Source organism: Pseudomonas sp. X4 (genome assembly GCF_040784925.1).
Taxonomy (GTDB): Bacteria; Pseudomonadota; Gammaproteobacteria; order Pseudomonadales; family Pseudomonadaceae; genus Aquipseudomonas; species Aquipseudomonas putida_Z.
This window is the reverse complement of record NZ_CP160798.1, coordinates 489,948-513,869: the sequence shown is the minus strand read 5'-3', so window position 1 is coordinate 513,869 and position 23,922 is coordinate 489,948. Positions and strand designations below refer to the sequence as shown.

The window sequence follows — 23,922 nt, the reverse complement described above, 5'->3', positions numbered from 1 at the left end:
CGATCAGGCTACGATGGTTTTTCGATGAGTTATCAGGTTCTTGCACGTAAATGGCGTCCGCGCTCGTTCCGCGAAATGGTCGGCCAGACCCATGTGCTCAAGGCCTTGATCAATGCCTTGGACAACCAGCGCCTGCACCATGCCTACCTGTTCACCGGTACCCGGGGTGTGGGCAAGACCACCATCGCCCGTATCATCGCCAAGTGCCTGAACTGCGAAACCGGCATCACCTCCACGCCCTGCGGCACCTGCTCGGTGTGCCGGGAGATCGACGAAGGCCGTTTCGTCGACCTGATCGAGATCGACGCCGCCAGCCGCACCAAGGTCGAGGACACCCGCGAACTGCTCGATAACGTGCAGTACGCCCCGAGCCGTGGGCGCTTCAAGGTCTACCTGATCGACGAAGTGCACATGCTCTCGACCCACTCGTTCAACGCCTTGCTCAAGACGCTGGAAGAGCCGCCGCCCTACGTCAAGTTCATCCTCGCCACTACCGACCCGCAGAAACTGCCGGCCACCATCCTGTCGCGCTGCCTGCAGTTCTCGCTGAAGAACATGAGCCCGGAGCGGGTGGTCGAGCACCTCAGCCATGTTCTGGCTGCCGAGAACGTGCCGTTCGAGCCGGATGCCCTGTGGCTGCTGGGTCGCGCGGCCGATGGTTCGATGCGCGACGCCATGAGCCTGACCGACCAGGCCATCGCCTTTGGCGAAGGCAAGGTATTGGCCGCCGATGTGCGGGCCATGCTCGGCAGCCTCGATCATGGTCAGGTTTACGGGGTGCTGCAGGCGCTGCTCGAAGGCGATGCCCGGGCCTTGCTCGAGGCCGTGCGCAACCTGGCCGAGCAGGGGCCGGACTGGGCTGGCGTGCTGGCCGAGATGCTCAATGTGCTGCACCGCGTGGCCATTGCCCAGGCGCTGCCGGAAGCGGTGGACAACGGCCAGGGCGACCGTGAGCGGGTGCTGGCGCTGGCCTCGGCATTGCCAGCCGAGGATGTGCAGTTCTATTACCAGATGGGCCTGATCGGCCGCCGTGACCTGCCCTTGGCGCCGGATCCGCGCGGTGGTTTCGAAATGGTCCTGCTGCGCATGCTGGCGTTCCGCCCGGCCGACACCGACGACGCGCCGAAGCCGGTACTAAAGCCAGTGGGGATCAGCCAGGCCACAGCTGATCCTGCAACACCGGTGGCAGCGCCGGCGGTTGCCGTGGCGCCGCCGGCCGCTGCTGTCGTGGAGCCTGTTGCACCGGTTGCCGCGCAACAAGTGCAGGCGCCCGCACCTGTCGAGCCAGCGCCACAGCCGGTTGTCGAGCCTGTGGTGGCGGCTGAACCTGCCCCGGTCAGTGAACCTGAGCCAGCACCAGAACCTGTGGCAGAGGTGGTTGACCTGCCATGGGAAGAGCCCGCGCCAGCGCCCGCACCGGTAGTGGCCGAGCCTGCGCCGGCTCCTGCTCCGCCCCCTGCACCCACGCCGGCTCCTGCCGCCCCGGCACACGACGACGAGCCACCTTTCGACCCGTCCGCTTATGCCGCAGTAGGCATGGACCGCGACGATGAACCGCCCCTGGACGAAGACTATTACGGCGGCGAAAGCGACCCGGTCGGCTTCAGCTACCTGGACGAACTGGCCGAACACGTCCAGGAAGAAGCACCCAAGCCGGCAGCCGAACCGCTGCCCGCCGCCAAGCCGGCCACCGGCCTGGCCCTGCAATGGCTGGAATTATTCCCACAGTTGCCTGTATCCGGGATGACAGGCAACATCGCGGCAAACTGTACGTTGATTGCCGCCGATGGCGACGACTGGCTGCTGCACTTGGACCCTGGCCAGGGTGCGCTGTTCAACGCCACCCAGCAGCGGCGCCTCAACGAAGCGCTCAACCAGCACCTGGGGCGCACGCTGAACCTGCGCATCGAGCTGATCCTGCCCGAGCAGGAAACCCCGGCCCAGGCAGCGGCGCGCAAACGCGCCGAGCGCCAGCAGGACGCAGTCACCTCGATCGAGCAGGATCCGTTGATCCAGCAGATGATCAAGTTGTTCGGCGCCAAGGTGCGGCAGGATACTATTGAGCCTGTAGAAGCCCTGGTTAATCAGGGCCAGTAACGGATAACCATGCGGCCGGCCCGGTGCCGGGCCGCATCACATGACCCAATCGAGGTATACCCCCATGATGAAAGGTGGCATGGCCGGCCTGATGAAGCAGGCCCAGCAGATGCAGGAAAAGATGCAGAAGATGCAGGAAGAGCTGGCCAACGCCGAAGTCACCGGCCAGTCCGGTGGTGGCCTGGTGAGCGTTGTGATGACCGGTCGTCACGACGTCAAGCGTGTCAGCATCGACCAAAGCCTGATGTCGACTGATGAAGACGACAAGGAAGTGCTGGAAGACCTGATCGCCGCCGCGCTGAACGACGCCGTGCGCAAGGTCGAGCAGAACAGCCAGGACAAGATGGGCAGCATGACCGCCGGCATGCAGCTGCCGCCGGGCTTCAAGATGCCGTTCTAAGGGCATTTGCGTTATCGAAAACCGCCGCTGATGACAGCGGCGTTTTTTTTTACAGAGATTTCAACCCAGGCGCGGTCTGTTTTTTGTGGGAGCGGCCTTGTGTCGCGAAAGGGCTGCGCAGCAGCCCCGGCAATTCACGCTGCGAGGCTGAAATCCCGGGGCCGCTTCGCGCCCCTTTCGCGACACAAGGCCGCTCCCACAAAAAAGCGGACCGCGTAGGTCGCATGGCTGATTTGACGCCACTGCCCCCGCTGGGTATAAACCGCCTCTTATTGATTTGTCAGGCCTTTCCCATGAGCTTCAGCCCTCTCATCCGCCAACTGATCGATGCCCTGCGAATTCTCCCGGGTGTCGGCCAGAAAACCGCCCAGCGCATGGCCCTGCAACTGCTCGAACGTGACCGCAGCGGCGGCCTGCGCCTGGCCCAGGCCTTGACCCAGGCCATGGAGGGGGTTGGGCATTGCCGTCAGTGCCGCACCCTGACCGAGCAGGAGCTGTGCCCGCAATGCGCCGACACGCGCCGTGACGATACCCAGTTGTGTGTGGTCGAAGGGCCGACCGATGTGTATGCAGTGGAGCAGACCGGCTACCGTGGCCGCTACTTCGTGCTCAAGGGCCACTTGTCGCCGCTGGACGGGCTGGGGCCTGAGGCGATCGGGATTCCGCAGCTGATGGCGCGGATCGAGGAGCAGGGCACCTTCACCGAGGTGATCCTGGCGACCAACCCGACGGTGGAAGGGGAGGCGACGGCGCATTACATTGCCCAGTTGCTGAGCGAGAAGGGCCTGGTGGCGTCGCGGATTGCCCATGGCGTGCCGCTGGGCGGCGAGCTGGAGCTGGTGGATGGTGGGACCTTGGCCCATGCGTTTGCGGGGCGTCGGCCGATTTCGCTCTGATCGAGAATTGTTGGGGCCGCTTTGCGGCCCATCGCCGGCAAGCCAGCTCCCACAGGGTTGCCGCAGGGCTGATGGCAGCGCCGTACTTGTGGGAGCTGGCTTGCCGGCGATAGGGCGCAAAGCGCCCTCGAATACTCAGTATTCGCTGAGCGAAAACTCGGTCAGGCAGAAAGTCGGTACCCCGGCCGCCTGCAGCCGGCGCGACCCGTCCAGCTCCGGCAGATCGATGATCGCCGCCGCCTCGAACACCTGCGCACCGGTCCGGCGCACCAGGTTGGCCGCTGCCAGCAGCGTACCGCCAGTAGCAATCAAGTCATCGAAGATCAACACCGAATCCCCTTCGCACAGGCTGTCGGCATGCACTTCCAGGAAGGCTTCGCCGTACTCGGTCTGGTAACCCTCGCTCAGCACGTCAGCCGGCAGCTTGCCCTGCTTGCGGAACAGGATCAGTGGCTTGTTCAGTTGGTGGGCGATGATCGAGCCGATCAGGAAGCCCCGCGCGTCCATGGCGCCGATGTGGCTGAACTCGGCTTCGACATAGCGTTCGATGAACTGGTCGGCCACATAGCGCAGCCCGCGCGGCGACTGGAACAGCGGGGTGATATCGCGGAAGATCACGCCCGGTTTGGGGAAGTCCACTACCGGGCGGATCAGGGCTTTGAGGTCGAAGGCGTCGCTGTGCATTGTTGCGGGTATCCTGGGAAAACGAATGCCCAAGTATACCCGCTAAACGCCGGCCTCAGGCCTCCATTGCGCCACCGGCCAGCGCGCACAGCTGGATCGGGTCGAGAATGTGCACTTCCTTGCCTTCGGCACGGATCAGGCCATTCTGCTGGAAGCGGGTGAACACCCGCGACACGGTTTCCACCGCCAGGCCCAGGTAGTTGCCGATTTCGTTGCGCGACATGCTCAGGCGGAACTGGTTGGCCGAATAGCCGCGGGCGCGGAAGCGCGCCGAGAGGTTGACCAGGAAGGTGGCAATACGCTCGTCAGCGGTCTTTTTCGACAGCAGCAGCATCATCTGCTGGTCGTCGCGGATTTCCCGGCTCATTACCCGCATCAGCTGGCGGCGTAGCTGCGGCAGCTGCACCGACAGCTCGTCGAGGCGCTCGAACGGGATTTCGCACACCGAGGTGGTTTCCTGGGCCTGTGCCGACACCGGGTAGGCTTCGGTGTCCATGCCCGACAGGCCGACCAGCTCGCTGGGCAGATGGAAGCCGGTGATCTGCTCTTCGCCGCTGTCGCTGAGGCTGAAGGTTTTCAGCGCGCCGGAACGTACCGCGTAGACCGAGCCGAAATTGTCGCCCTGGCGGAACAGGAACTCGCCTTTTTTCAACGGCCGCCCACGCTTGACGATTTCATCCAGTGCATCCATGTCTTCCAGGTTGAGCGACAGAGGCAGGCACAGGGGGGCCAGGCTGCAGTCCTTGCAATGGGCCTGGTTGTGTGGGCGCAGTTTGACTGGCTCGGACATTTTCATTCGATCCTTGTGGGAAAGCACACATAAGACGTAAGGGTAACTCACGGCGTAGGTTGTAGGCCAGCGTGCGCTGTTGTGGTGCGAACTGGCCGGGCCCCGGCGGGTGTGCGCCGGGGCCTTCGCTGTGCCCATGGTGTGCCTGGCAAGGAACTTTGTCCATGCGGTTGAACGACTCGGTTCAGATCACCCGCGAGAAGCGCTGGCGGTTGTGCATCGCCAGGTAGGCGTCGAACACCATGCATACCGAACGCGCCAGCAGGCGGCCGGCCGGCAGGATGCGGATGCCTTTGTCGTCCAGGCGGATCAGGCCGTCGCGCTGCAAGGTCAGCAGTTCTGGCCAGAGGTCGTTGAAGTAGCCGCGAAAATCGATGGTGAAGGCCTGTTCGATCGGCTCGAAATCCAGCTCGAAATGGCAGATCAGTTGCTGGATCACTGCCCGGCGGATGCGGTCGTCGTGGTTGCACACCAGGCCGCGCTGGGTAGCCAGCTGGGCGTTGGACAGGCTGTCCTGGTAGGTGTTGAGGTCGCTGCTGTTCTGGCAGTACAGGTCGCCGATCTGGCTGATGGCCGAAACGCCCAGGCCGATCAGGTCACAGTGCCCATGGGTGGTGTAACCCTGGAAGTTGCGCTGCAGGGTGCCTTCTTCCTGGGCGATGGCCAGCTCGTCGTCGGGCAGGGCGAAGTGGTCCATGCCGATGTAGCGGTAGCCGGCTGCGGTCAGCTGGTCGATGGTGGCGTGCAGCATCTCCAGCTTGGCGGCCGCGCTGGGCAGGTCATTGCTGTCGATGCGCCGTTGCGGCATGAAGCGCTCGGGCAGGTGGGCGTAGTTGAACACCGACAGGCGGTCGGGTTGCAGGCGGATCACTTCTTCGACGGTGCGGGCAAAGCCTTCCGGGGTTTGCTTGGGCAGGCCGTAGATCAGGTCGAGGTTGATCGAGCGGAACTGCAAGGTGCGCGCGGCTTCGATCAGGGTGCGGGTCTGCTCCAGGCTCTGCAGGCGGTTTACCGCGCGCTGCACGGCCGGGTCGAGGTCCTGCACGCCCAGGCTGACGCGGTTGAAGCCCAGTTCGCGGAGCAGGCCCATGGTCGACCAGTCGGCTTCGCGCGGGTCGATCTCGATGCCGTAGTCGCCGGAGTCGTCGTCCAGCAGGTGGAAGTGCTGGCGCAGGGTGGCCATCAGCTGGCGCAGTTCCACATGGCTGAGGAAAGTTGGCGTGCCGCCGCCGAAATGCAGTTGCTCGACACGCTGTTTAGGGTCGAGGTGGCAGGCGATCAGCTGGATTTCCTGCTCCAGGCGCTGCAGGTAGGGCGCGGCGCGGCCGCGGTCCTTGGTGATGACCTTGTTGCAGGCGCAGTAGTAGCAGATGTTGGCGCAGAACGGCACATGCACGTACAGCGACAGCGGGCGCGCGGCCCGACGGCTTTCGCGCAGGGCGTGGAGCAGGTCGAACGAGCCCACTTCGCTGTGCAGTTGCACGGCGGTCGGGTAAGAGGTGTAGCGTGGTCCGGCCAGGTCGTAACGGCGGATCAGGTCGGTATCCCAACGAAGGTCGTCGAGCATGAGGGCGGTCCCCGGAAAGAGCAGCAGTGCCCCGGAGTCTATGGCCGTCTGTAGGAATCTGTGTTGATTTGTATCAAGGGGAATCGGCGGTGCAAGCGGGGGCCGCCGTGCGGCCCAATCGCCGGCAAGCCAGCTCCCACAGGGGCCGTGCAAGCCTCAAGCCTTGTGCAGTACCTGTGGGAGCTGGCTTGCCGGCGATTGGGCTGCACAGCAGCCCCCTCAATGCCCCATCAACCAGTGCTGATGCGGCCCCGGCATGGTCCAGATACCAAACAGCATCACCAGCACCCCGCCAGCCACCCGCACACTGCGTCTTTTCAACAAAATGTTTACCCGCTCCGCGGCTAATCCGGTAGCCAGCAATACCGGCCAGGTCCCCACGCCGAACGCCAGCATCAGCGCCGCGCTGTACCCGGCATTGCCTTGGCTGGCCGCCCACAGCAAGGTGCTGTACACCAACCCGCACGGCAACCACCCCCACAAGGCCCCCAGCAACAACGCCCGAGGCACGCTGGACACCGGCAGCAAGCGCGACGCCACTGGCTGGATATGCCGCCACAGCCCCCGGCCCAGCGCCTCGATGCGGGTCAGCCCGCTCCACCAGCCGGCCAGGTACAACCCCATGGCGATCAGCAGCAGCGCCGCCACCACCCGCAGTGCCAGCGCCGCCGGGCTGCTGGCCACGGCCCAGCCGGCCAGGCCCAGCAGCAGGCCGGCACAGGCATAACTGAGAATGCGCCCAAGGTTGTACGCCAGCAGCAGGCGCAAGCGCCGGCCACGTTGTTCGGGTGGTATGGCAAGGGTCAGCGCGCCCATCAGGCCGCCGCACATGCCCAGGCAGTGGCCGCCGCCGAGCAGGCCGAGGACCAACGCCGAGCCCAGCAGAGGCAGCAGGTCAGGCACGGGGCGGGTTTTCCTTGTCGGTGTCGGTCTTGCTGTCGTCAGGTTTCACCGCCGCCTGATGGCGCGGGTCCTGGTCGTCGAACAGGATGCTGTGGGCAGGGCTTTCCAGGTCGTCGTACTGGCCGCTGTCCACCGCCCAGAAGAAGATGTACACGGCCACGCCGACCAGCAGCAGGGCTGCGGGGATCATGACATAGAGTGCGGGCATGACGACTTCCTCCCGGGCAGGGGCGCTTCGTTCGCTGGCAGGCCCGATGCCAGGGGCAGGCGGGTCAGGCGCAGGGCGTTGAGTACCACGATCAGTGAACTGACCGACATGCCGATGGCTGCCCAAACCGGGGTGATCCAGCCAAGCGCGGCGAACGGTAACATCAGGCCATTATACAAGGTCGCCCACAGCAGGTTCTCGAGGATGTTGCGGCGGGTGCGGCGGGCCAACTCGAAGGCCTGTACCAGCGCCTGCAGGCGGTTGGACAGCAGCACGGCGTCGGCGCTGGTCTTGGCCAGGTCGGTGGCGCTGCCCATGGCAATGCTGATGTCGGCGGCGGCCAGTACCGGCACGTCGTTGACCCCGTCACCCAGCATCAGCACCTTGCGCCCGGCCGCCTGCAGTGCCTTCAGCCGGTCCAGTTTATCGTCCGGGCGCAGGCCGCCGATGGCCTGGTCGATGCCCAGCTGTGCGGCCACTTCGGCAACCATCGGCGAGCTGTCGCCCGACAGCAGCAGCGTGCGCCAGCCACGGGCCTTGCAGGCCGCCAGCAGGGCAGAGGCATCGTCGCGCAGGCGGTCGTCCAGGCCGAACCAGGCCAGCGGGCCCTGACGGTCGCCCAGCAGCAGCCACTGGCCGCGCGGCTCTGGCACGCCGGGGATTTCCGCGCCGCTCAGGGCGCAGACGAAGGTGGCCTGGCCAATGCGCAGACGCTGGCCTTCGACCAGCCCCTCCAGGCCCAGGCCCGGCACGGTCTGCACGTCGTCAGCAGGCGTGGCGGTGCGGCCGAAGGCACGGGCGATGGGGTGTTCGGAGCGGTTCTCCAGCGCTGCGGCCAGGGCCAGGCAGCGGTCGGCGGGCAGGCTGCCGAGCGGGCGAATGCTGCGCAAGGTCAGGCGGCCTTCGGTCAGCGTGCCGGTCTTGTCGAAAATCACCGTGTCGATCTGGTTCAGGCCTTCCAGCACATGGCCGCGGGTGACCAGCAGGCCGAGCTTGTGCAAGGTGCCGGTGGCCGCAGTAAGCGCCGTTGGCGTGGCCAGGGACAGCGCGCAAGGGCAGGTCGCTACCAGCATGGCCAGCACGATCCAGAACGCCCGGGCCGGGTCCAGGTGCCACCACCACAGGCCGATAGCCGCAGCGGCCAGCAGCGAGAACAGCAGGAACCACTGCGAGGCCCGGTCGGCGATTTCGGCCAGGCGTGGTTTTTCGGTCTGGGCGCGCTCCAGCAGGCGGACGATGGCCGACAACCGCGAGTCATGGCCGAGGGCTTCGACTTCTACGTTCAGGGTGCTTTCGACGTTCAGGGTGCCGCCGGTGACCCGCTCGCCGACCCGCCGTGGTTGCGGCAGGTATTCACCGGTCAGCAACGATTCATCGACGGTGGAGCGGCCTTCGACGATGCGCCCGTCGGCGGGGATTACTGAGCCTGGCAGCACCTGCACCGTGTCACCGCACTGCAGTTCGCTGAGCAGGATGCGCTCGCTGCGGCCGGCGGCGTCCAGGCGCAGGCACGAGGCCGGCAGCAGGTTGACCAGCTGCGCAGTGGCCGCGGCGGTGCGTTCGCGGGCGCGGCGCTCCAGGTAGCGGCCGGTGAGCAGGAACAGCGCGAACATGCCCACGGTGTCGAAATACAGCTCGCCGCTGCCGGTGATGGCGGTCCAGATGCCGGCGCCGAAGGCCAGGCCAATGGCCAGCGACACCGAAACGTCCATGGTCAGGTGGCGGGTACGCAGGTCGCGTGCCGCGCCCTTGAAGAACGGTGCGCAGCTGTAGAACACGATGGGGATGGTGAGGAACAGCGCCACCCAGCGCAGGATGGTGTGCAGTTCGGGCGACAGGTCGATGTTGAATTCCGGCCAGGTGGCCATGGTTGCCATCATCGCCTGGAACCACAGCAGCCCGGCCACGCCCAGGCGGCGCAGGGCGCTGCGGTTCTCGCGGGCCAGTTGCTCGGCGGCCTGGTCGGGCTGATAGGGGTGGGCGGCGTAGCCGATCTGGCGCAGCTCGGCGAGCAGGCGCGAGAGCGGCAGTTGCTGGTCATGCCAGTTCAGCAGCAGGCGGTGGTTGGACAGGTTCAGGCGCGCCTCGGCGACGCCGGGCAGGTTGCGCAGGTGCTTTTCGATCAGCCAGCCGCAGGCGGCGCAGCTGATGCCTTCGACCAGCAGGGTGGTTTCGGCCAGGTCGCCAGCATGGCGAACGAAGGTTTGCTGTACGTCGCTGCGGTCGTAGAGGGCCAGTTCGTCCTGTAGCTGCTTGGGCAGGGCCTCGGGGTTGGCGCTGTTGTCGCTGCGGTGCTGGTAGTAGTGCTCCAGGCCACCGGCGACGATCGACTCGGCCACCGCCTGGCAGCCGGGGCAGCAGAACTGCCGGGGCTGGCCGAGGACCACGGCGTTGAAGCGGCTTCCGGCGGGGACGGGCAGGGCGCAGTGGTAGCAGGGGGTGGGCTGGGTCATCACATCATTGCCTTACACAAATCGGCTGGTTGGGCACGGCACCTGTGGGAGCGGGTTCACCCGCGAATGCGTCAGATCAGGCGATGATGTTTTCAGGTCTGACGCATTCGCGGGTAAACCCGCTCCCACAAGGAACGGCGGAGGTGCGTTTATTGGTGCTCGGCCCCTTGCAGCGCTTCATCACCCAGCTGCAAGGTCACACCATGCTCCACCTTTTCTTCCTCGAACAAGCGCCAAACCTGGCCACCTTCGCTACCCAGCAGCTCAACGAAGCGCCGCCCGTCAACCTTGTCCTCCAGCTGCCCCACATAGCGCCCAGCCTCGACCCGGCTCAGCAGCACCTTGCGGTCTTTCTCCGGCTGGGTTGGCGAAATCAGGTTCAGCTCCAGGCTCTGCGGGTCGCTGTTGCCGGCCAGGCGCACATCCACTTCGCCGGTCAGCTCGTCCAGGTGCACGCCGGCCTTCAGGCCCAGCGTCTGCGCCAGCAGTTCTCGGTCCAGCGAGCGGTTGATGCCCTTGCCAGCCTCGTAGTAGTTGTCGTTCACCAGGTTGTCCGGGTTGTGCACGGCGATGCTGACCATGGTCAGGCTCAGGCACACCGAGGTGGCGAGGATGCCGATGATGATCCAGGGCCAGAGGTGCTTGTACCAGGGGCTGGCGGCGGTGGCAGGCATTGTGGGTTATCTCTCTCAGCGGATCTGTGGGCCGATGAAGCGGCTCTTGGCTTCAACCTGGGCGTCGCTGTCATCGGCGCTCTTGAGGATGAAGGTGATTTCGTTGGTGGTCGATGGCAGTTTCTCGGGTGCGATCGACAGCTGCACCGGCAGGCTGACGATGTCACCAGCGTCCACGCGGATCTCGCGCTGGCCTTCAAGCTTCAGGTCCGGCAGGCCGGTGGCGTCCAGCACGTAGACGTGGTCACGCTGGTCCTTGTTCATCACTTTCAGGCTGTACACGTTCTCGATCCGGCCCTGGGCGTTCTCGCGGTACAGCACGCGGTCCTTGCTCACATCGAAACCGACCAGCGAACGGGTGGCGAAGGCGGTGGCCAGGCCGACCATCATCACCAGCAGGACCACGGCATAGCCGATCAGGCGCGGGCGCAGCATGTGGGTCTTCTGCCCGGACAGGTTGTGCTCGGTGGTGTAGCTGATCAGCCCTTTGGGGTAGTTCATCTTGTCCATGATGTTGTCGCAGGCGTCGATGCACGCGGCGCAGCCGATGCACTCGATCTGCAAGCCGTCACGGATGTCGATGCCGGTGGGGCAGACCTGCACGCACATGGTGCAGTCGATGCAGTCGCCCAGGCCCGCGGCCTTGTAGTCCAGGTCTTTTTTGCGCGGGCCGCGGGTTTCGCCACGGCGCGGGTCGTAGGAAACGATCAGCGTGTCCTTGTCGAACATCACACTCTGGAAGCGCGCGTAGGGGCACATGTACACGCACACCTGCTCGCGCAGCCAGCCGGCGTTGCCGTAGGTGGCGAGGGTGAAGAAGCCGACCCAGAAGTAGGCCCAGCCGTCGGCCTGGCCGGTAAAGAATTCGGTGGCCAGTTCACGGATCGGCGAGAAATAGCCGACGAAGGTCATGCCGGTGACGAAGCCGATCAGCAGCCACAGGCTGTGCTTGGCGAACTTGCGCAGGAACTTGTTGCCGCTCATGGGGGCTCTGTCGAGCTTCATGCGCTGGTTGCGGTCGCCCTCGGTGACCTTTTCGCACCACATGAAAATCCAGGTCCACACGCTTTGCGGGCAGGTGTAGCCGCACCACACCCGGCCGGCGAACACGGTGATGAAGAACAGGCCGAAGGCGGCCACGATGAGGATGCCCGAAAGCAGGATGAAGTCTTGCGGCCAGATGGTGGCGCCGAAGATGTAGAACTTGCGCTCGGGCAGGTTCCACCACACGGCCTGGTGGCCACCCCAGTTCAGCCATACGGTGCCGAAGTACAGCAGGAACAGCACAGCCCCGCCGACCATGCGCAGGCGCCGGAACAGGCCGGTGAAGGCACGGGTGTAGATCTTTTCCCGGGAGGCGTAGAGGTCGACGGAATCCTTCCCTTTGTTGGCAGGCGGGGTGACGTCATGTACCGGAATTTGCTTGCTCATCATCAAGTCCCACGGCAGTGGAGAAACGCCGCAGCCAGTGCGTGCCGGCCGCAGTCTCGCGCAATCTGCTAGCGCTCTGCGGCCCATGATACGCCGCTGATGGCAGTATGGGGCTGCACTGCGACCTTTAGTCGCGTTGGGTTCGTGGTATGAATCGTGTTATGGCAGGTGTCAATTGATCCAGATCATGGAGCCTGCAACAAATGTGTTTTCAGTACCGGCCTCTTCGCGGGTGAACCCGCTCCCACAGGGATCGCACAGATCCTGACGCGAGCGCAGTACCTGTGGGAGCGGGTTTACCCGCGAAGAGGCCAGGCCTGCCTTACTCGGCCTTGGCCGGTTCGGCCTGCTGCGACAGGCTGTACACATAAGCCGCCAGCAAGTGCACCTTGTCATTCCCTTGCATCTGCTCCTGGGCCGGCATCTGCCCCTGGCGACCGTAGCGGATGGTCTGTTGCAACTGGGCAAAGCTCGAACCGTAGATGAACGCCTGCGGGTGGGTCAGGTTCGGCGCGCCCATGGCTGGCGTACCCTTGCCCTCCGGCCCGTGGCAGGCCACGCAGTTGGCGGCGAAGATCTTCTGCCCGTTCTCGGCATCGGCCTTCACGCCCTCTGGCAGGGTGCGGCCATCGAGCTTGCTGACCACGAACGCGGCCACATCGGCCACGCCCTGGTCACCGATCACCTCGGCCCAGGCCGGCATCACGCCGTGGCGACCGCCCATGATGGTGGTCTTGATGGTGTCTGGCTCGCCGCCCCAGCGCCAGTCGTTGTCGGTGAGGTTAGGGAAGCCGAAGGCACCCTTGGCGTCGGAGCCGTGGCACACCGAGCAGTTGGAAGCGAACAGCCGCGCGCCCATCTTCAGGGCCTGTGGGTCCTTGGCCACCTCGGTGATGGGCATGGCGGCGAACTTGGCGAAGATCGGCCCGAAGCGGGCATCGGCCTTGGCCATTTCCTTTTCCCACTCGTGCACACCGGTCCAGCCCGGCTGGCCGTTGGAAAACTCGGTCTGCTTGTCGTTATCCAGGTACGAGTAGCCCGGCAGGACGCCTTTCCAGTTGCCCAGGCCCGGGTACAGCACCAGGTAGCCGAGGGCGAAGACGATGGTGCCGACGAACAGCCAGAACCACCATTTCGGCAGCGGGTTGTCGTACTCCTCGATGCCATCGAAGGCATGCCCGACGGTTTCGTCGGTGACCTCTTCGCGCTGGCCCTTGCGGGTCGACAGCAGCAGCCAGGTCAACGAGAAGATGGTGCCCAGGGTCAGGACGGTAACGTACAGACTCCAGAAGGTTGTCATTGTTTTTTGCTCCCAGAAGCTTTTGCTTGCTCGACGTGCCGGCTGGCTTCGGGGTCATCCGCGAAGGGCAGTTGGGTCGCTTCGTCGAAGTCTTTCTTGCGCCGTGGGTTGAACACCCACAGCGCCAGGCCCACGAAGGCCACCATCACCACGACGGTGCCCAGGCCGCGAATCATCCCGATATCCATCAGCGTCACCGTTTGCTCTTGATGATGGTGCCAAGACCCTGCAGGTACGCGACGATGGCGTCCATTTCGGTCTTGCCCTTGACCGCGTCGCGGGCCCCGGCGATGTCGGCGTCGGTGTACGGCACGCCGAGGGTGCGCAGCACTTCCATCTTCTTCGCGGTGTCCTTGCCGTCGAGCTTGTGCTCGACCAGCCACGGGTACGACGGCATCTTCGATTCCGGTACCACGTTGCGCGGGTTGTACAGGTGCGCACGGTGCCAGTCATCGGAGTAGCGGCCACCGACCCGCGCCAGGTCCGGCCCAGTACGCTTGGAGCCCCACAGGAACGGGTGGTCCCACACGCTCTCGCCGGCCACCGAGTAGTGGCCGTAGCGCTCGGTTTCGGCACGGAACGGGCGGATCATCTGCGAGTGGCAGCCCACGCAGCCTTCGCGGATGTAGATATCGCGGCCTTCAAGTTCCAGTGCGGTGCGCGGCTTCATGCCTTCCACGGGCTTGTTGGTGACGTCCTGGAAAAACAGCGGGACGATCTGGGTCAGGCCACCGACGCTCACGGCGATGACCATGAAGAAGGCCAGCAGGCCTATGTTCTTCTCGACGGCTTCATGCTTCATCAGTGCGCTCCCACGACGACGATCTTGGCGGCTTCCTCAGCCTGTGCCGGGTTGGCGGCACGTACGGTACGGAACACGTTGTAGGCCATCAGCAGCATGCCGGTGGCGAAGAACGCACCGCCCAGGGCGCGGACGATATAGCCAGGGTGGCTGGCCTGCAGGGCTTCGACGAAGGAGTAGGTGAGGGTGCCGTCATCGTTGATGGCGCGCCACATCAGGCCCTGGGTGATGCCGTTTACCCACATCGAGGCGATGTACAGCACGGTACCGATGGTAGCCAGCCAGAAGTGCGCGTTGATCAGGCCGACGCTGTGCATCTGCTCGCGGCCATACAGGCGCGGGATCATGTGGTACACGGCGCCGATCGAGATCATCGCCACCCAGCCGAGGGCGCCGGCGTGTACGTGGCCGATGGTCCAGTCGGTGTAGTGCGACAGCGAGTTCACGGTCTTGATGGCCATCATCGGGCCTTCGAAGGTGGACATGCCGTAGAACGCCAGCGACACCACCAGGAAGCGCAGGATCGGGTCGGTGCGCAGTTTGTGCCAGGCACCGGACAGGGTCATCATGCCGTTGATCATGCCGCCCCAGCTTGGCGCCAGCAGGATGATCGACATCACCATGCCCAGCGACTGTGCCCAGTCAGGCAGGGCGGTGTAGTGCAGGTGGTGCGGGCCAGCCCAGATGTACAGGGTGATCAGTGCCCAGAAGTGCACGATCGACAGGCGATACGAGTAGATCGGGCGTTCGGCCTGCTTGGGTACGAAGTAGTACATCATCCCCAGGAAGCCGGTGGTGAGGAAGAAGCCCACGGCGTTGTGCCCGTACCACCACTGGATCATCGCGTCGGTGGCGCCGGAGTAGGCCGAGTACGATTTGAACAGGCTTACCGGCAGCGAGATGTGGTTGACGATGTGCAGCATCGCGGTAACCACGATGAAGGCGCCGTAGAACCAGTTGCCGACATAGATGTGCTTGGTCTTGCGCTTGACGATGGTGCCGAAGAACACCAGCCCGTAGGTGACCCACACAATGGCCAGCAGGATCGCCAGCGGCCACTCGAGCTCGGCGTATTCCTTGGTGGTGGTGTAGCCCATCGGCAGGGTGATCAGCGCCCCGACGATCACCGCCTGCCAACCCCAGAAGGTGAAGGCGGCCATGCTGTCGGAGATCAGCCGGGTCTGGCAGGTGCGCTGCACCACGTAGTAGCTGGTGCCGAACAGCGCACAGCCCCCGAAGGCGAAGATCACCAGGTTGGTGTGCAGCGGGCGCAGGCGGCCGAAGCTGGTCCAGGGCAGGTCCAGGTTCAGTTGCGGCCATACCAGCTGCGAGGCGATGAAGACGCCGAGGCCCATGCCAAGGATCCCCCAGACCACCGTCATGATGGCGAACTGGCGGACGACCTTATAGTTATAAGCAGTCGGACTGATTGCTGTGCTCATTGCTAAGGTTCCACGGTTTTGATGTTCTTGTTGGTCGAAAAAATCGGCGCCAGTATTGATAACCACCGGGGTTACCGCAACGCAACTTTGGTACGCCGACCCGTGCCCGAGCCCGTTCACTGATGTCCCGCAGCGATCGGGTCTGGACGATTGTACACAAATAAATATTTGTAATGTGTACCGTTTTTCGCCTTTTTCTGATCGATCGGTCAAGCTTTTTATCGGGACGGCGACAGGCTACGCGCCGCGTCTGCTTCGCTCCTTTCGGAGCGAGGCCCACTGAGGCAACAAGCTTAGTTCTGTTCGGAGGGGGTGCAAGGAGGGGTAGAGCGGGGAGGGGGGCTGCTTTGCAGCCCTTCGCGGGCTTGCCCGCTCCCACAGGTTCACCACAATGCTTGAAATCTGTGGTTAACCTGTGGGAGCGGGCGAGCCCGCGAATGGGTGTTACTTGGCAGTCAGGTCTGGCGAAGCTTGATCCTGCGACAGGCTATACACGTATGCCGCCAGCAGGTGCACCTTGTCGTTGCCCTGGATCTCCGCCTGCGCCGGCATCTGACCCTGGCGACCATAGCGAATGGTCTGCTGCAGCTGGGCAAAGCTCGAACCGTAGATGAACGCCTGCGGGTGGGTCAGGTCTGGCGCGCCCATGGCCGGGGTGCCCTTGCCTTCAGGCCCGTGGCAGGCCACGCAGTTGCCGGCGAAGATTTCCTTGCCCTTGGCGGCGTCGGCCTTGACCCCTTCCGGCAGGCTGCGGCCATCGAGGTTGGTGAGCACGAACGCGGCCACATCCGCCACGCCCTGCTCGCCGATCACTTCGGCCCAGGCCGGCATCACGCCGTGGCGACCGTTCATGATCGACGCCTTGATGGTTTCCGCTTCGCCGCCCCAGCGCCAGTCCTTGTCGGTGAGGTTGGGGAAGCCATAGGCACCCTTGGCGTCCGAGCCATGGCACACCGAGCAGTTCGAGGCGAACAGGCGGCTGCCCATTTTCAGCGCCTGCGGGTCCTTGGCCACTTCTTCCACGGGCATGGCAGCATACTTGGCGAAGATCGGGCCGAATTTTGCGTCGGCCTTGTCCATTTCCTTCTGCCATTCGTTGGCGCCGGTCCAGCCATTTTCATAGCCCGGCAGGATGCCCTTCCAGTTGCCCAGGCCCGGGTAGAGGATCAGGTAACCCACCGAGAACACCAGGGTGCCGACGAACAGCCAGAACCACCACTTGGGCAGCGGGTTGTCGTATTCCTCGATGCCGTCGAAGCTGTGGCCCATGGTCTGGTCGGTGGTGTTGTTGCTCTGGCCCTTGCGGGTGGCGAGCAGCAGCCAGGTCAGGCCAATCAGGCTACCGATGGTCAGTACGCAGATGTACGTACTCCAGAAGGTGGTCATTGCCCGTTACTCCTTTTTGCAGCAGGTGCCTGTCCTGCAGAGGGCAGGCGGTCGTCGACGAAGGGCAGCAGGCGCGCTTCGGCGAAATCACGGTCGCGGCGGCGGTTGAATACCCACAGGGTGAGGCCGATGAAGGCGATCATCACCACCAGGGTGCCCAGGCCGCGGATCATGCCGATGTCCATTCCCATCGCATTCACCTCTTGTTCTTGATCGCGGTGCCGAGCACCTGCAGGTAGGCGACCAGGGCGTCCATCTCGGTCTTGCCCTTGACCGCGTCGCGGGCCCCGGCGATGTCATCGTCGGTGTACGGCACGCCCAGGGTGCGCAGGGTGCGCATCTTGGTGTCGGTATGGCTGTTGTCGACCTGCTGGGCGACCAGCCATGGGTACGACGGCATCTTCGACTCCGGTACCACGTTGCGCGGGTTGTACAGGTGCGCACGGTGCCAGTCGTCCGAGTAGCGGCCACCGACCCGGGCCAGGTCCGGCCCGGTGCGCTTGGAACCCCACAGGAACGGGTGGTCCCACACGCTTTCACCAGCCACCGAGTAGTGGCCATAGCGCTCGGTTTCGGCGCGGAACGGGCGGATCATCTGCGAGTGGCAGCCCACGCAGCCTTCGCGGATGTAGATATCGCGGCCTTCCAGCTGCAGCGCGGTGTAGGGCTTCATGCCTTCCACCGGCTTGTTGGTGACGTCCTGGAAGAACAACGGGACGATCTGGGTCAGGCCGCCGATGCTGACGGCAAACACCATCAGCAGGGCCAGCAGGCCGACGTTTTTCTCGATGACTTCATGTTTCATCAGGCAGGTCTCCTCAAGCCAGCTGGGCGTTCGCAGGGGCGACATCGAGCGCCGGCGAACGCACGGTGCGCCAGGTGTTCCAGGCCATCAGGAACATGCCGCTGAGGAAGATCGCACCGCCGACGAAGCGCACGATGAAGCCTGGGTGGCTGGCCACCAGGGTTTCCACGAACGAGTAGGTGAGCGTGCCGTCGCTGTTGACCGCGCGCCACATCAGGCCCTGGGCGATGCCGTTGACCCACATTGAGGCGATGTACAGCACGGTGCCGATGGTGGCCAGCCAGAAGTGCGCGTTGATCAGGCCGATGCTGTACATGCGCTCCTTGCCGAACACTTTCGGGATGGTGTGGTACAGCGCGCCGATCGAGATCATCGCCACCCAGCCAAGGGCGCCGGCGTGGACGTGGCCGATGGTCCAGTCGGTGTAGTGGGACAGGGCGTTGACCGTCTTGATGGCCATCATCGGGCCTTCGAAGGTGGACATGCCGTAGAACGCCAGCGACACCACCAGGAAGCGCAGGATCGGGTCGCTGCGCAGTTTGTGCCAGGCGCCGGACAGGGTCATCATGCCGTTGATCATGCCGCCCCAGCTTGGTGCCAGCAGGATCAGCGACATCACCATGCCCAGCGACTGTGCCCAGTCGGGCAGGGCGGTGTAGTGCAGGTGGTGCGGGCCGGCCCAGATGTACAGGGTGATCAGCGCCCAGAAGTGCACGATCGACAGGCGATAGGAATACACCGGGCGTTCGGCCTGCTTGGGCACGTAGTAGTACATCATCCCCAGGAAGCCCGCGGTCAGGAAGAAGCCCACGGCGTTGTGGCCGTACCACCACTGCACCATGGCATCGGTGGCGCCGGCATAGACCGAGTAGGACTTGGTCAGGCTGACCGGCAGTTCCAGGTTGTTGACGACGTGCAGCATCGCCACGGTGAGGATGAAGCCGCCGAAGAACCAGTTACCGACGTAGATGTGCTTGGTGTTGCGCTTCATCAGCGTGCCGAAGAACACGATGGCGTAGCTCACCCAGACGATGGTGATCAGGATGTCGATCGGCCATTCCAGTTCGGCGTATTCCTTGGAACTGGTGTAGCCCAGCGGCAGGCTGATGGCCGCCAGCAGGATCACCAGTTGCCAGCCCCAGAAGGTGAACGCGGCCAGGCCTGGTGCGAACAGGGTGGTCTGGCAGGTGCGTTGCACCGAATAATAGGAGGTGGCGAACAGCGCACAGCCGCCGAAGGCGAAGATCACCGCATTGGTATGCAGGGGGCGCAGGCGGCCGAAGCTGGTCCAGGGGAGGTCGAAGTTGAGGGAAGGCCAGGCGAGCTGGGCGGCGATGAAGACGCCGAGCCCCATCCCGACGATTCCCCACACCACCGTCATGATGGCGAATTGGCGGACCACCTTGTAGTTATAGGCGGTACTGCTGGTTGTGTTCATGTATGGGTTCCCATCCACGGTTATTTGGCAGGCTTTACAGCGAGGCAAGCATGATTAATGGGCAAAGTGCCGGTATTGACGGGGATCAATGGGCGAAGGTCGGAAATGTCCCAGGCTTGCGCTGCGATCCCCCGCACGTTCGGGGCAAGGACGGCTACAAGGGCTGCCTGATCCTGGCCCATGGCGCAGGTGCGCCGATGGACAGCGGGTTCATGGACGAAATGGCGCAAAGGCTTGCGGCGCTTGGGGTAGCGGTAGTGCGCTTCGAGTTCCCGTACATGGCCGAGCGCAGGGTTGCCGGCGGCAAGCGGCCGCCGAACCCGCAGAAGGTGTTGCTGGAATGCTGGCGCGAGGTTTACCGGCAGGTGCGACCTTTGGTCGCGGGCAAGCTGGCGGTGGGTGGCAAGTCCATGGGCGGGCGCATGGCCAGCCTGCTGGCCGATGAACTGGAAGCGGATGCACTGGTGTGCCTGGGCTATCCGTTCTATGCGGTGGGCAAGCCGGAGAAGCCACGGGTCGAGCACCTGGCCGAATTGAAGACGCCGACGTTGATCGTGCAGGGCGAGCGGGATGCGCTGGGTAACCGCGAGGCGGTGGCAGGGTATGCGTTATCGCCGGCGATCGAGGTGAGCTGGCTGGTGGCGGGGGACCATGACCTGAAGCCGCTGAAGGCCTCGGGGTTCAGCCATGAGCAGCACTTGCAGGCGGCGGCTGAGAAGGTTGCGGCATTCCTGTCGCAATAGTGCTGGATTCTTCGCGGGTGAACCCGCTCCCACAGGTTCACTACAGGTCTGAAACTTGTGCAGTACCTGTGGGAGCGGGTTTACCCGCGAAGAGGCCGGTACAGGCTACCGCTTAGTCACGGTACTCGCACAGGTAGGCAGTATCCACCGCCACCTTCAGCTGGAACTTGCTGTCGGCGGCCACATTGAACTTGTCACCGGCGTTGAAGGTTTCCCAGTTGTCGCTACCTGGCAGCTTCACGGTCAGGGCGCCGGAAACCACGTGCATGATCTCGCGCTTGGCAGTGCCGAACTCGTACTCGCCCGGGGCCATGACGCCGACGGTGGCCGGGCCTTCAGTGCCTTCGAAGGCGATCGACTTGACAGTACCATCGAAGTATTCGTTGACCTTGAACATGGGGCGACTCCTGAAAGGGGGGGATGAAAAAGGGCTGGCCAGTATGCCCAAGCCCACGGGCCCCGTCATCTGCTTTCAGGTAGCGTCCACCGGCAGGCTCAACGGCAGCAGCCGCGCGGTATTGCGCGCATCTTCCAGGGCCCGGTGCTGCTGCCCGCAAAAGTGCATGCCGGCCAGCTGCAGTGCACCGTTCAGCCCCGCGGGGCGCTGCAGGTGGCGGGCCTTGGCGAAGCGTTGCTTGAGGTTGATGTGCGGCAGGGTCCGCAGCAGGCTGTCCAGCCCATGCTGCTGCCACTCCTGGTGCAACTGCTGGCGGTCGTAGTCGCCCCAGCTGACCCAGGCCTGAAGCTGCCCGCGGTGGTGCCCGAGCCAGCGCTCGAAGCTTGCCCATACCTCGCGGAACGGTGCGGCACTGTCCACGCTGGCCTGGCTGATGTGGGTCAGCTCACGGCAGAACGGGGTCAGCTGCGGCCGCCGCCGGGGCTTCACGAAGCGCTGGAAGTGGTCGACCTCGCGGCCTTCGCGGGTAACCAGGCTTGCGCCGATTTCAATGACTTCCATCTCTGTGACCGGCCACCCACCATCGTCGGTGGTGGCTTCCAGGTCGATCACCAACCAATGGCCCATACCAGGCTCCCTTGCAGATCCTGCTAGAGCGTAGCCAAACTCAGGGCATCCGGCATCCCCTGGCAATTTGCCTGCGGCTTTGGCACAAAGGGCCACTATCCGGCAGTTGTGTCCGGCCCGGAAAACGCCTAGCTTAGGTGGACCCAGGCATGAACCGTGATGAGCATCCGTCTTGACTCCAGCGCCCGGCCTAAAGGCCCTGTCTTCCCTGATGCTGCTGGCCGTGTTCTGGCTGGCGGCGCCGGTATGGGCTGCCGATGCCGTCGAAGTGAGGATTGGCGCGGCGCATTTCCCGCCGTACACGGTACGCCCCGAGCAGGGTGCCGACAGCGGCCTGCTGCCGCAGCTGGTCGACGCGCTAAACCGCACGCAGCAGCGCTACCACTTCGTCGTGGTGCCCACCTCCATCCAGCGGCGTTTTGGTGACCTCCAGCAAGGCCGCACCGACATGGCCATTTTCGAGAACCCGGAGTGGGGCTGGCAGCAGATTGCCCACCAGAGCGTGGACCTGGGCCTGGAAGATGCCGAGGTGTTCGTCGCCCGCAAGGCCAATGGCCTTGACCCGCACTACTTCGACGACCTGCGCGGCAAGCGCCTGGCGCTGATCAACGGCTACCACTATGCGTTCGCCGGCTTCAACTCCGACCCGGACTACCTGCGCACCGCCTACAAAGCGACCCTGACCTATTCCCACGACAGCAACCTGCTGATGGTGCAGGCGGACCGCGCCGACATCGCCCTGGTCACGCGTTCCTATCTCAGCGATTTCCTGGAGCGCAACCCGGCCAGCCGGGAACAGTTGGTGTCCTCGCAGCGCATCGACCAGGTCTACCACCACTACGCCTTGCTGCGCCCGGGGGCGCCGATCGGCGAGCAGTCGTTCGCGGCGCTGCTGCGGGCCCTGCGCGACAGTGGCGAGCTGGCGCGCATCTTCGAGCCCTACCGCATCACGGTGTCGGCCCCACACGACTAAATTCCCGTGGTGCGGCAACGTTCTCAGCAGTGAGCCTTTTCTTCATTGCCGTGAGTCAAGCCCATGCCGTTCGATGCCGCTTCGCAGCCCCTGTCAGCGCCACGCTGGCGCAGCCTCAGTGCCGAGGAGGGCGACAGCTGGCTGAGCCTGTCCCTCGAAGGCCGCCCGCTGATCCAGTTGCGCCTGGAGGTGGGCGCCACCCTGCATGTTCACCTGGAGCGGCTGTGCCCCGAGCGCCCCTATCAGGCCTTGTGGGCCGCCTGTTATTGGCTGCTGGCCCGCGACACCGCCTGCCAGCGCCTGGCCTGGTACCTGCCCGAGGCGTTGCCCCAGGCGTTGACCAGTGGCCTGCTGCTGGCCGGTGAGCAGCCTGGCCAATACCTGTGCGAGCGAGCGCTGTTCTGGCAGCTGCCACAGCCGTGGCTGGGCGAGTCGGTCAGCGTGGCATACCCGCAGCAAATGCAGATCAGCAACGGCAAGCGCCACCCGCGCCGCGCGCCCAAGCCTCGTGGCGAGGTGTACCGGCGCTTCGATACGCGCCTGGGCAGCTGGGTGTCGCTGCGTACCTTGGAAATCGAACATGACCTGGAGCGCTTCAACCGCTGGCAGAACAACCCGCGGGTGGAGGCGTTCTGGCAGGAGGGTGGCACCCTTGCGCAGCATCGCGAATACCTGGGCAAGCTCGAGGCCGACCCGCATGCCCTGACGCTGATCGGCTGCTTCGATGACCAGCCGTTTGCCTACTTCGAGGCGTATTGGGCCAAGGAAGACCGCATTGCGCCGTTCTACCCGGCCGATGACTACGACCGTGGCATCCACATGCTGGTGGGGGAGGAGAGCCACCGCGGGCCGCACAAGGTGGCCAGCTGGCTATCGGCGCTGGTGCACTACCTGTTCCTGGATGACCCGCGCACCCAGCGGGTGGTGGCCGAGCCGCGTGCAGACAACGGCAAGATGATCGGCTACATGCACGACCAGTGCTTCCATTGCGACAAGGAGTTCGACTTCCCGCACAAGCGCGCGGCGTTGATGATTCTGGGGCGGGAGCGGTTCTTCGATAAGTGTAAATTGGCTTGAGTGCCAGGGGGCCGCTGTGCGGCCCTGTGGGAGCGGGTTTACCCGCGAAGAATGCGACATGGTGCATGGCACCGGCTATGCCGGTGTTCGCGGGTAAACCCGCTCCCACACGTGCCCTCAGCAACCTTGAAGGTTCAGGCCTGCCGACTGGCCGTCTTGCGGCAATGTACCAGCGCATCGCGGATCATGAAGTTGACCAGTGTCGGCGACACTCCCAGCTCCTTGGCAATGTCCTTCTGCGGCACGCCATGCAGGCGGTACATCTCGAAGGCATAGCGGGTGCGCTGGGGCAGTTCGTTCAGCGCCTCGGCAATGTCATCCAGCGCGGCAAGGTTGATGTGGGTGGCTTCGGGGGAGGCGTTCTGCACGACTACGTTCAGGCCTTCCTCCTCGCTGCCGGAGTACTTCAACTCCATCGCCTGCTTGCGATAGTGGTCGATGGCCAGGTTGCGCACGATCTGGAACAGGTAGCTCAGCTGCGCCTTGAACGACGATGTGATCTGCGGGGCGGCGCTGAGCCGGAAAAAGGCGTCCTGCACCACATCTTCGGCGCGCGATCGGCAGCCGGTGATGCGGGCAGCGATCTTGACCAGGATGCTGCGGTTGTCGACGAAGGCCTGCAGTAATGGTGAATCGCACTTACTTGTGGATAGTTGTTCCGCCATGGAAATCACCTTGTCACAGAGGGGAAAGGACGCACCCAAATTTGGGAAGCTTCCTACGACGGGCGACAAGCTATTCAGAATGATAATGATTGTCAAATGCGAAATGTAATTGGTAACCGTGCATTTCGGTTCTAAGCCTGCGGCACCGGGCTCGCCCGCGAAAG

Annotated in this window: 25 protein-coding genes; 6 read left to right on the top strand and 19 right to left on the bottom strand. The window is 64.3% G+C overall.

The window, feature by feature from the left end:
* Nucleotides 1–24 precede the first annotated feature (24 nt).
* The 3 genes from dnaX (at nt 25) to recR (ending at nt 3,393) form a co-directional block, all read left to right on the top strand.
* Nucleotides 25–2,097 carry a DNA polymerase III subunit gamma/tau gene (dnaX, locus tag ABX298_RS02185; RefSeq protein WP_289514639.1) on the top strand — a complete coding sequence of 691 codons (2,073 nt, stop codon included), beginning with the start codon at nt 25–27 and terminating at the stop codon, nt 2,095–2,097.
* 64 nt (nt 2,098–2,161) lie between these two features.
* The gene (locus ABX298_RS02180; RefSeq protein ID WP_003259671.1) at nt 2,162–2,497 is read left to right on the top strand and encodes a YbaB/EbfC family nucleoid-associated protein; all 336 of its coding nucleotides are present in this window, start codon (nt 2,162–2,164) and stop codon (nt 2,495–2,497) included.
* 293 nt (nt 2,498–2,790) lie between these two features.
* Entirely contained in the window at nt 2,791–3,393 is a 603-nt protein-coding gene (gene recR, locus ABX298_RS02175; protein ID WP_003259670.1) for a recombination mediator RecR, read from the top strand.
* A gap of 135 nt (nt 3,394–3,528) precedes the next feature.
* On the opposite strand, the gene ABX298_RS02170 is transcribed toward recR, so the two are convergent.
* From ABX298_RS02170 to ccoN (ABX298_RS02095), 16 genes are all read right to left on the bottom strand, one after another.
* Nucleotides 3,529–4,077 (bottom strand): adenine phosphoribosyltransferase, encoded by a 549-nt coding sequence (locus ABX298_RS02170; RefSeq protein ID WP_009683910.1) that lies wholly within the window; start codon nt 4,075–4,077, stop codon nt 3,529–3,531.
* Nucleotides 4,078–4,132: 55 nt separating this feature from the next.
* Complete coding sequence (gene fnrA, locus ABX298_RS02165; protein ID WP_015271145.1) at nt 4,133–4,867, bottom strand: Crp/Fnr family transcriptional regulator FnrA; 735 nt, start codon at nt 4,865–4,867, stop codon at nt 4,133–4,135.
* A 184-nt stretch (nt 4,868–5,051) separates the two neighbouring features.
* The gene (gene hemN / locus ABX298_RS02160) at nt 5,052–6,434 is read right to left on the bottom strand and encodes an oxygen-independent coproporphyrinogen III oxidase (protein ID WP_075045877.1); all 1,383 of its coding nucleotides are present in this window, start codon (nt 6,432–6,434) and stop codon (nt 5,052–5,054) included.
* A gap of 219 nt (nt 6,435–6,653) precedes the next feature.
* On the bottom strand, nt 6,654–7,337 hold the full coding sequence (locus tag ABX298_RS02155; protein WP_025340015.1) for a sulfite exporter TauE/SafE family protein: 684 nt from the start codon (nt 7,335–7,337) through the stop codon (nt 6,654–6,656).
* The gene (ccoS, locus tag ABX298_RS02150) at nt 7,330–7,545 is read right to left on the bottom strand and encodes a cbb3-type cytochrome oxidase assembly protein CcoS (RefSeq protein ID WP_367394043.1); all 216 of its coding nucleotides are present in this window, start codon (nt 7,543–7,545) and stop codon (nt 7,330–7,332) included. Before ccoS ends, ABX298_RS02155 begins: the two co-directional genes overlap by 8 nt.
* Nucleotides 7,524–9,998 (bottom strand): heavy metal translocating P-type ATPase, encoded by a 2,475-nt coding sequence (locus tag ABX298_RS02145; RefSeq protein ID WP_367394042.1) that lies wholly within the window; start codon nt 9,996–9,998, stop codon nt 7,524–7,526. Before ABX298_RS02145 ends, ccoS begins: the two co-directional genes overlap by 22 nt.
* Before the next feature lie 149 nt (nt 9,999–10,147).
* A complete protein-coding gene (locus ABX298_RS02140; RefSeq protein ID WP_075045875.1) occupies nt 10,148–10,672 on the bottom strand; it encodes a FixH family protein in 525 nt (174 codons plus the stop codon).
* A gap of 15 nt (nt 10,673–10,687) precedes the next feature.
* Nucleotides 10,688–12,103 carry a cytochrome c oxidase accessory protein CcoG gene (gene ccoG, locus ABX298_RS02135; RefSeq protein ID WP_085664018.1) on the bottom strand — a complete coding sequence of 472 codons (1,416 nt, stop codon included), beginning with the start codon at nt 12,101–12,103 and terminating at the stop codon, nt 10,688–10,690.
* Nucleotides 12,104–12,425: 322 nt separating this feature from the next.
* The gene (ccoP, locus tag ABX298_RS02130; RefSeq protein WP_025340010.1) at nt 12,426–13,403 is read right to left on the bottom strand and encodes a cytochrome-c oxidase, cbb3-type subunit III; all 978 of its coding nucleotides are present in this window, start codon (nt 13,401–13,403) and stop codon (nt 12,426–12,428) included.
* Complete coding sequence (locus tag ABX298_RS02125) at nt 13,400–13,591, bottom strand: CcoQ/FixQ family Cbb3-type cytochrome c oxidase assembly chaperone (RefSeq protein WP_003259925.1); 192 nt, start codon at nt 13,589–13,591, stop codon at nt 13,400–13,402. The genes ccoP (ABX298_RS02130) and ABX298_RS02125 overlap by 4 nt, the downstream gene beginning before the upstream one ends.
* 5 nt (nt 13,592–13,596) lie before the next feature.
* Nucleotides 13,597–14,205, bottom strand: a complete 609-nt coding sequence (gene ccoO / locus ABX298_RS02120; protein ID WP_013973496.1) for a cytochrome-c oxidase, cbb3-type subunit II — start codon at nt 14,203–14,205, stop codon at nt 13,597–13,599.
* A complete protein-coding gene (gene ccoN / locus ABX298_RS02115; protein WP_015271137.1) occupies nt 14,205–15,647 on the bottom strand; it encodes a cytochrome-c oxidase, cbb3-type subunit I in 1,443 nt (480 codons plus the stop codon). The genes ccoO (ABX298_RS02120) and ccoN (ABX298_RS02115) overlap by 1 nt, the downstream gene beginning before the upstream one ends.
* Before the next feature lie 444 nt (nt 15,648–16,091).
* Entirely contained in the window at nt 16,092–17,033 is a 942-nt protein-coding gene (gene ccoP, locus ABX298_RS02110; protein WP_075045873.1) for a cytochrome-c oxidase, cbb3-type subunit III, read from the bottom strand.
* Complete coding sequence (locus tag ABX298_RS02105; RefSeq protein WP_025340008.1) at nt 17,030–17,224, bottom strand: cbb3-type cytochrome c oxidase subunit 3; 195 nt, start codon at nt 17,222–17,224, stop codon at nt 17,030–17,032. Before ABX298_RS02105 ends, ccoP (ABX298_RS02110) begins: the two co-directional genes overlap by 4 nt.
* Before the next feature lie 5 nt (nt 17,225–17,229).
* A complete protein-coding gene (gene ccoO / locus ABX298_RS02100; protein WP_013973492.1) occupies nt 17,230–17,838 on the bottom strand; it encodes a cytochrome-c oxidase, cbb3-type subunit II in 609 nt (202 codons plus the stop codon).
* A 13-nt stretch (nt 17,839–17,851) separates the two neighbouring features.
* Nucleotides 17,852–19,276 carry a cytochrome-c oxidase, cbb3-type subunit I gene (ccoN, locus tag ABX298_RS02095; RefSeq protein ID WP_013973491.1) on the bottom strand — a complete coding sequence of 475 codons (1,425 nt, stop codon included), beginning with the start codon at nt 19,274–19,276 and terminating at the stop codon, nt 17,852–17,854.
* 50 nt (nt 19,277–19,326) lie between these two features.
* On the opposite strand from ccoN (ABX298_RS02095), the gene ABX298_RS02090 reads away from it, so the two are divergent.
* Entirely contained in the window at nt 19,327–20,019 is a 693-nt protein-coding gene (locus tag ABX298_RS02090) for an alpha/beta family hydrolase (RefSeq protein WP_031324423.1), read from the top strand.
* Between the two features lie 112 nt (nt 20,020–20,131).
* On the opposite strand, the gene ABX298_RS02085 is transcribed toward ABX298_RS02090, so the two are convergent.
* Complete coding sequence (locus tag ABX298_RS02085) at nt 20,132–20,416, bottom strand: pyrimidine/purine nucleoside phosphorylase (protein ID WP_012315400.1); 285 nt, start codon at nt 20,414–20,416, stop codon at nt 20,132–20,134.
* Between the two features lie 75 nt (nt 20,417–20,491).
* Nucleotides 20,492–21,043 carry an exonuclease domain-containing protein gene (locus ABX298_RS02080; RefSeq protein WP_075045871.1) on the bottom strand — a complete coding sequence of 184 codons (552 nt, stop codon included), beginning with the start codon at nt 21,041–21,043 and terminating at the stop codon, nt 20,492–20,494.
* A 172-nt stretch (nt 21,044–21,215) separates the two neighbouring features.
* Between ABX298_RS02080 and ABX298_RS02075 the strand changes: the two genes are divergently transcribed.
* Entirely contained in the window at nt 21,216–22,016 is an 801-nt protein-coding gene (locus tag ABX298_RS02075; RefSeq protein ID WP_367394041.1) for a substrate-binding periplasmic protein, read from the top strand.
* A gap of 63 nt (nt 22,017–22,079) precedes the next feature.
* Nucleotides 22,080–23,093 (top strand): GNAT family N-acetyltransferase, encoded by a 1,014-nt coding sequence (locus ABX298_RS02070; RefSeq protein WP_367394040.1) that lies wholly within the window; start codon nt 22,080–22,082, stop codon nt 23,091–23,093.
* Between the two features lie 134 nt (nt 23,094–23,227).
* Here the strand turns inward: ABX298_RS02070 and ABX298_RS02065 are convergent, their stop codons facing one another.
* The gene (locus ABX298_RS02065) at nt 23,228–23,758 is read right to left on the bottom strand and encodes an RNA polymerase factor sigma-70 (RefSeq protein ID WP_015271130.1); all 531 of its coding nucleotides are present in this window, start codon (nt 23,756–23,758) and stop codon (nt 23,228–23,230) included.
* Between the last annotated feature and the right edge of the window lie 164 nt (nt 23,759–23,922).

Excerpts from the sequence above, each read along its gene's own strand:
- dnaX (WP_289514639.1), top strand. The coding sequence starts at position 25 with ATGAGTTATCAGGTTCTTGCACGTAAATGGCGTCCGCGCTCGTTCCGC.
- ABX298_RS02180 (WP_003259671.1), top strand. The coding sequence starts at position 2,162 with ATGATGAAAGGTGGCATGGCCGGCCTGATGAAGCAGGCCCAGCAGATG.
- recR (WP_003259670.1), top strand. The coding sequence starts at position 2,791 with ATGAGCTTCAGCCCTCTCATCCGCCAACTGATCGATGCCCTGCGAATT.
- ABX298_RS02170 (WP_009683910.1), bottom strand. The coding sequence starts at position 4,077 with ATGCACAGCGACGCCTTCGACCTCAAAGCCCTGATCCGCCCGGTAGTG.
- fnrA (WP_015271145.1), bottom strand. The coding sequence starts at position 4,867 with ATGTCCGAGCCAGTCAAACTGCGCCCACACAACCAGGCCCATTGCAAG.
- hemN (WP_075045877.1), bottom strand. The coding sequence starts at position 6,434 with ATGCTCGACGACCTTCGTTGGGATACCGACCTGATCCGCCGTTACGAC.
- ccoS (WP_367394043.1), bottom strand. The coding sequence starts at position 7,545 with ATGCCCGCACTCTATGTCATGATCCCCGCAGCCCTGCTGCTGGTCGGC.
- ABX298_RS02145 (WP_367394042.1), bottom strand. The coding sequence starts at position 9,998 with ATGACCCAGCCCACCCCCTGCTACCACTGCGCCCTGCCCGTCCCCGCC.
- ABX298_RS02140 (WP_075045875.1), bottom strand. The coding sequence starts at position 10,672 with ATGCCTGCCACCGCCGCCAGCCCCTGGTACAAGCACCTCTGGCCCTGG.
- ccoG (WP_085664018.1), bottom strand. The coding sequence starts at position 12,103 with ATGAGCAAGCAAATTCCGGTACATGACGTCACCCCGCCTGCCAACAAA.
- ccoP (WP_025340010.1), bottom strand. The coding sequence starts at position 13,403 with ATGACAACCTTCTGGAGTCTGTACGTTACCGTCCTGACCCTGGGCACC.
- ABX298_RS02125 (WP_003259925.1), bottom strand. The coding sequence starts at position 13,591 with ATGGATATCGGGATGATTCGCGGCCTGGGCACCGTCGTGGTGATGGTG.
- ccoO (WP_013973496.1), bottom strand. The coding sequence starts at position 14,205 with ATGAAGCATGAAGCCGTCGAGAAGAACATAGGCCTGCTGGCCTTCTTC.
- ccoN (WP_015271137.1), bottom strand. The coding sequence starts at position 15,647 with ATGAGCACAGCAATCAGTCCGACTGCTTATAACTATAAGGTCGTCCGC.
- ccoP (WP_075045873.1), bottom strand. The coding sequence starts at position 17,033 with ATGACCACCTTCTGGAGTACGTACATCTGCGTACTGACCATCGGTAGC.
- ABX298_RS02105 (WP_025340008.1), bottom strand. The coding sequence starts at position 17,224 with ATGGGAATGGACATCGGCATGATCCGCGGCCTGGGCACCCTGGTGGTG.
- ccoO (WP_013973492.1), bottom strand. The coding sequence starts at position 17,838 with ATGAAACATGAAGTCATCGAGAAAAACGTCGGCCTGCTGGCCCTGCTG.
- ccoN (WP_013973491.1), bottom strand. The coding sequence starts at position 19,276 with ATGAACACAACCAGCAGTACCGCCTATAACTACAAGGTGGTCCGCCAA.
- ABX298_RS02090 (WP_031324423.1), top strand. The coding sequence starts at position 19,327 with ATGATTAATGGGCAAAGTGCCGGTATTGACGGGGATCAATGGGCGAAG.
- ABX298_RS02085 (WP_012315400.1), bottom strand. The coding sequence starts at position 20,416 with ATGTTCAAGGTCAACGAATACTTCGATGGTACTGTCAAGTCGATCGCC.
- ABX298_RS02080 (WP_075045871.1), bottom strand. The coding sequence starts at position 21,043 with ATGGGCCATTGGTTGGTGATCGACCTGGAAGCCACCACCGACGATGGT.
- ABX298_RS02070 (WP_367394040.1), top strand. The coding sequence starts at position 22,080 with ATGCCGTTCGATGCCGCTTCGCAGCCCCTGTCAGCGCCACGCTGGCGC.
- ABX298_RS02065 (WP_015271130.1), bottom strand. The coding sequence starts at position 23,758 with ATGGCGGAACAACTATCCACAAGTAAGTGCGATTCACCATTACTGCAG.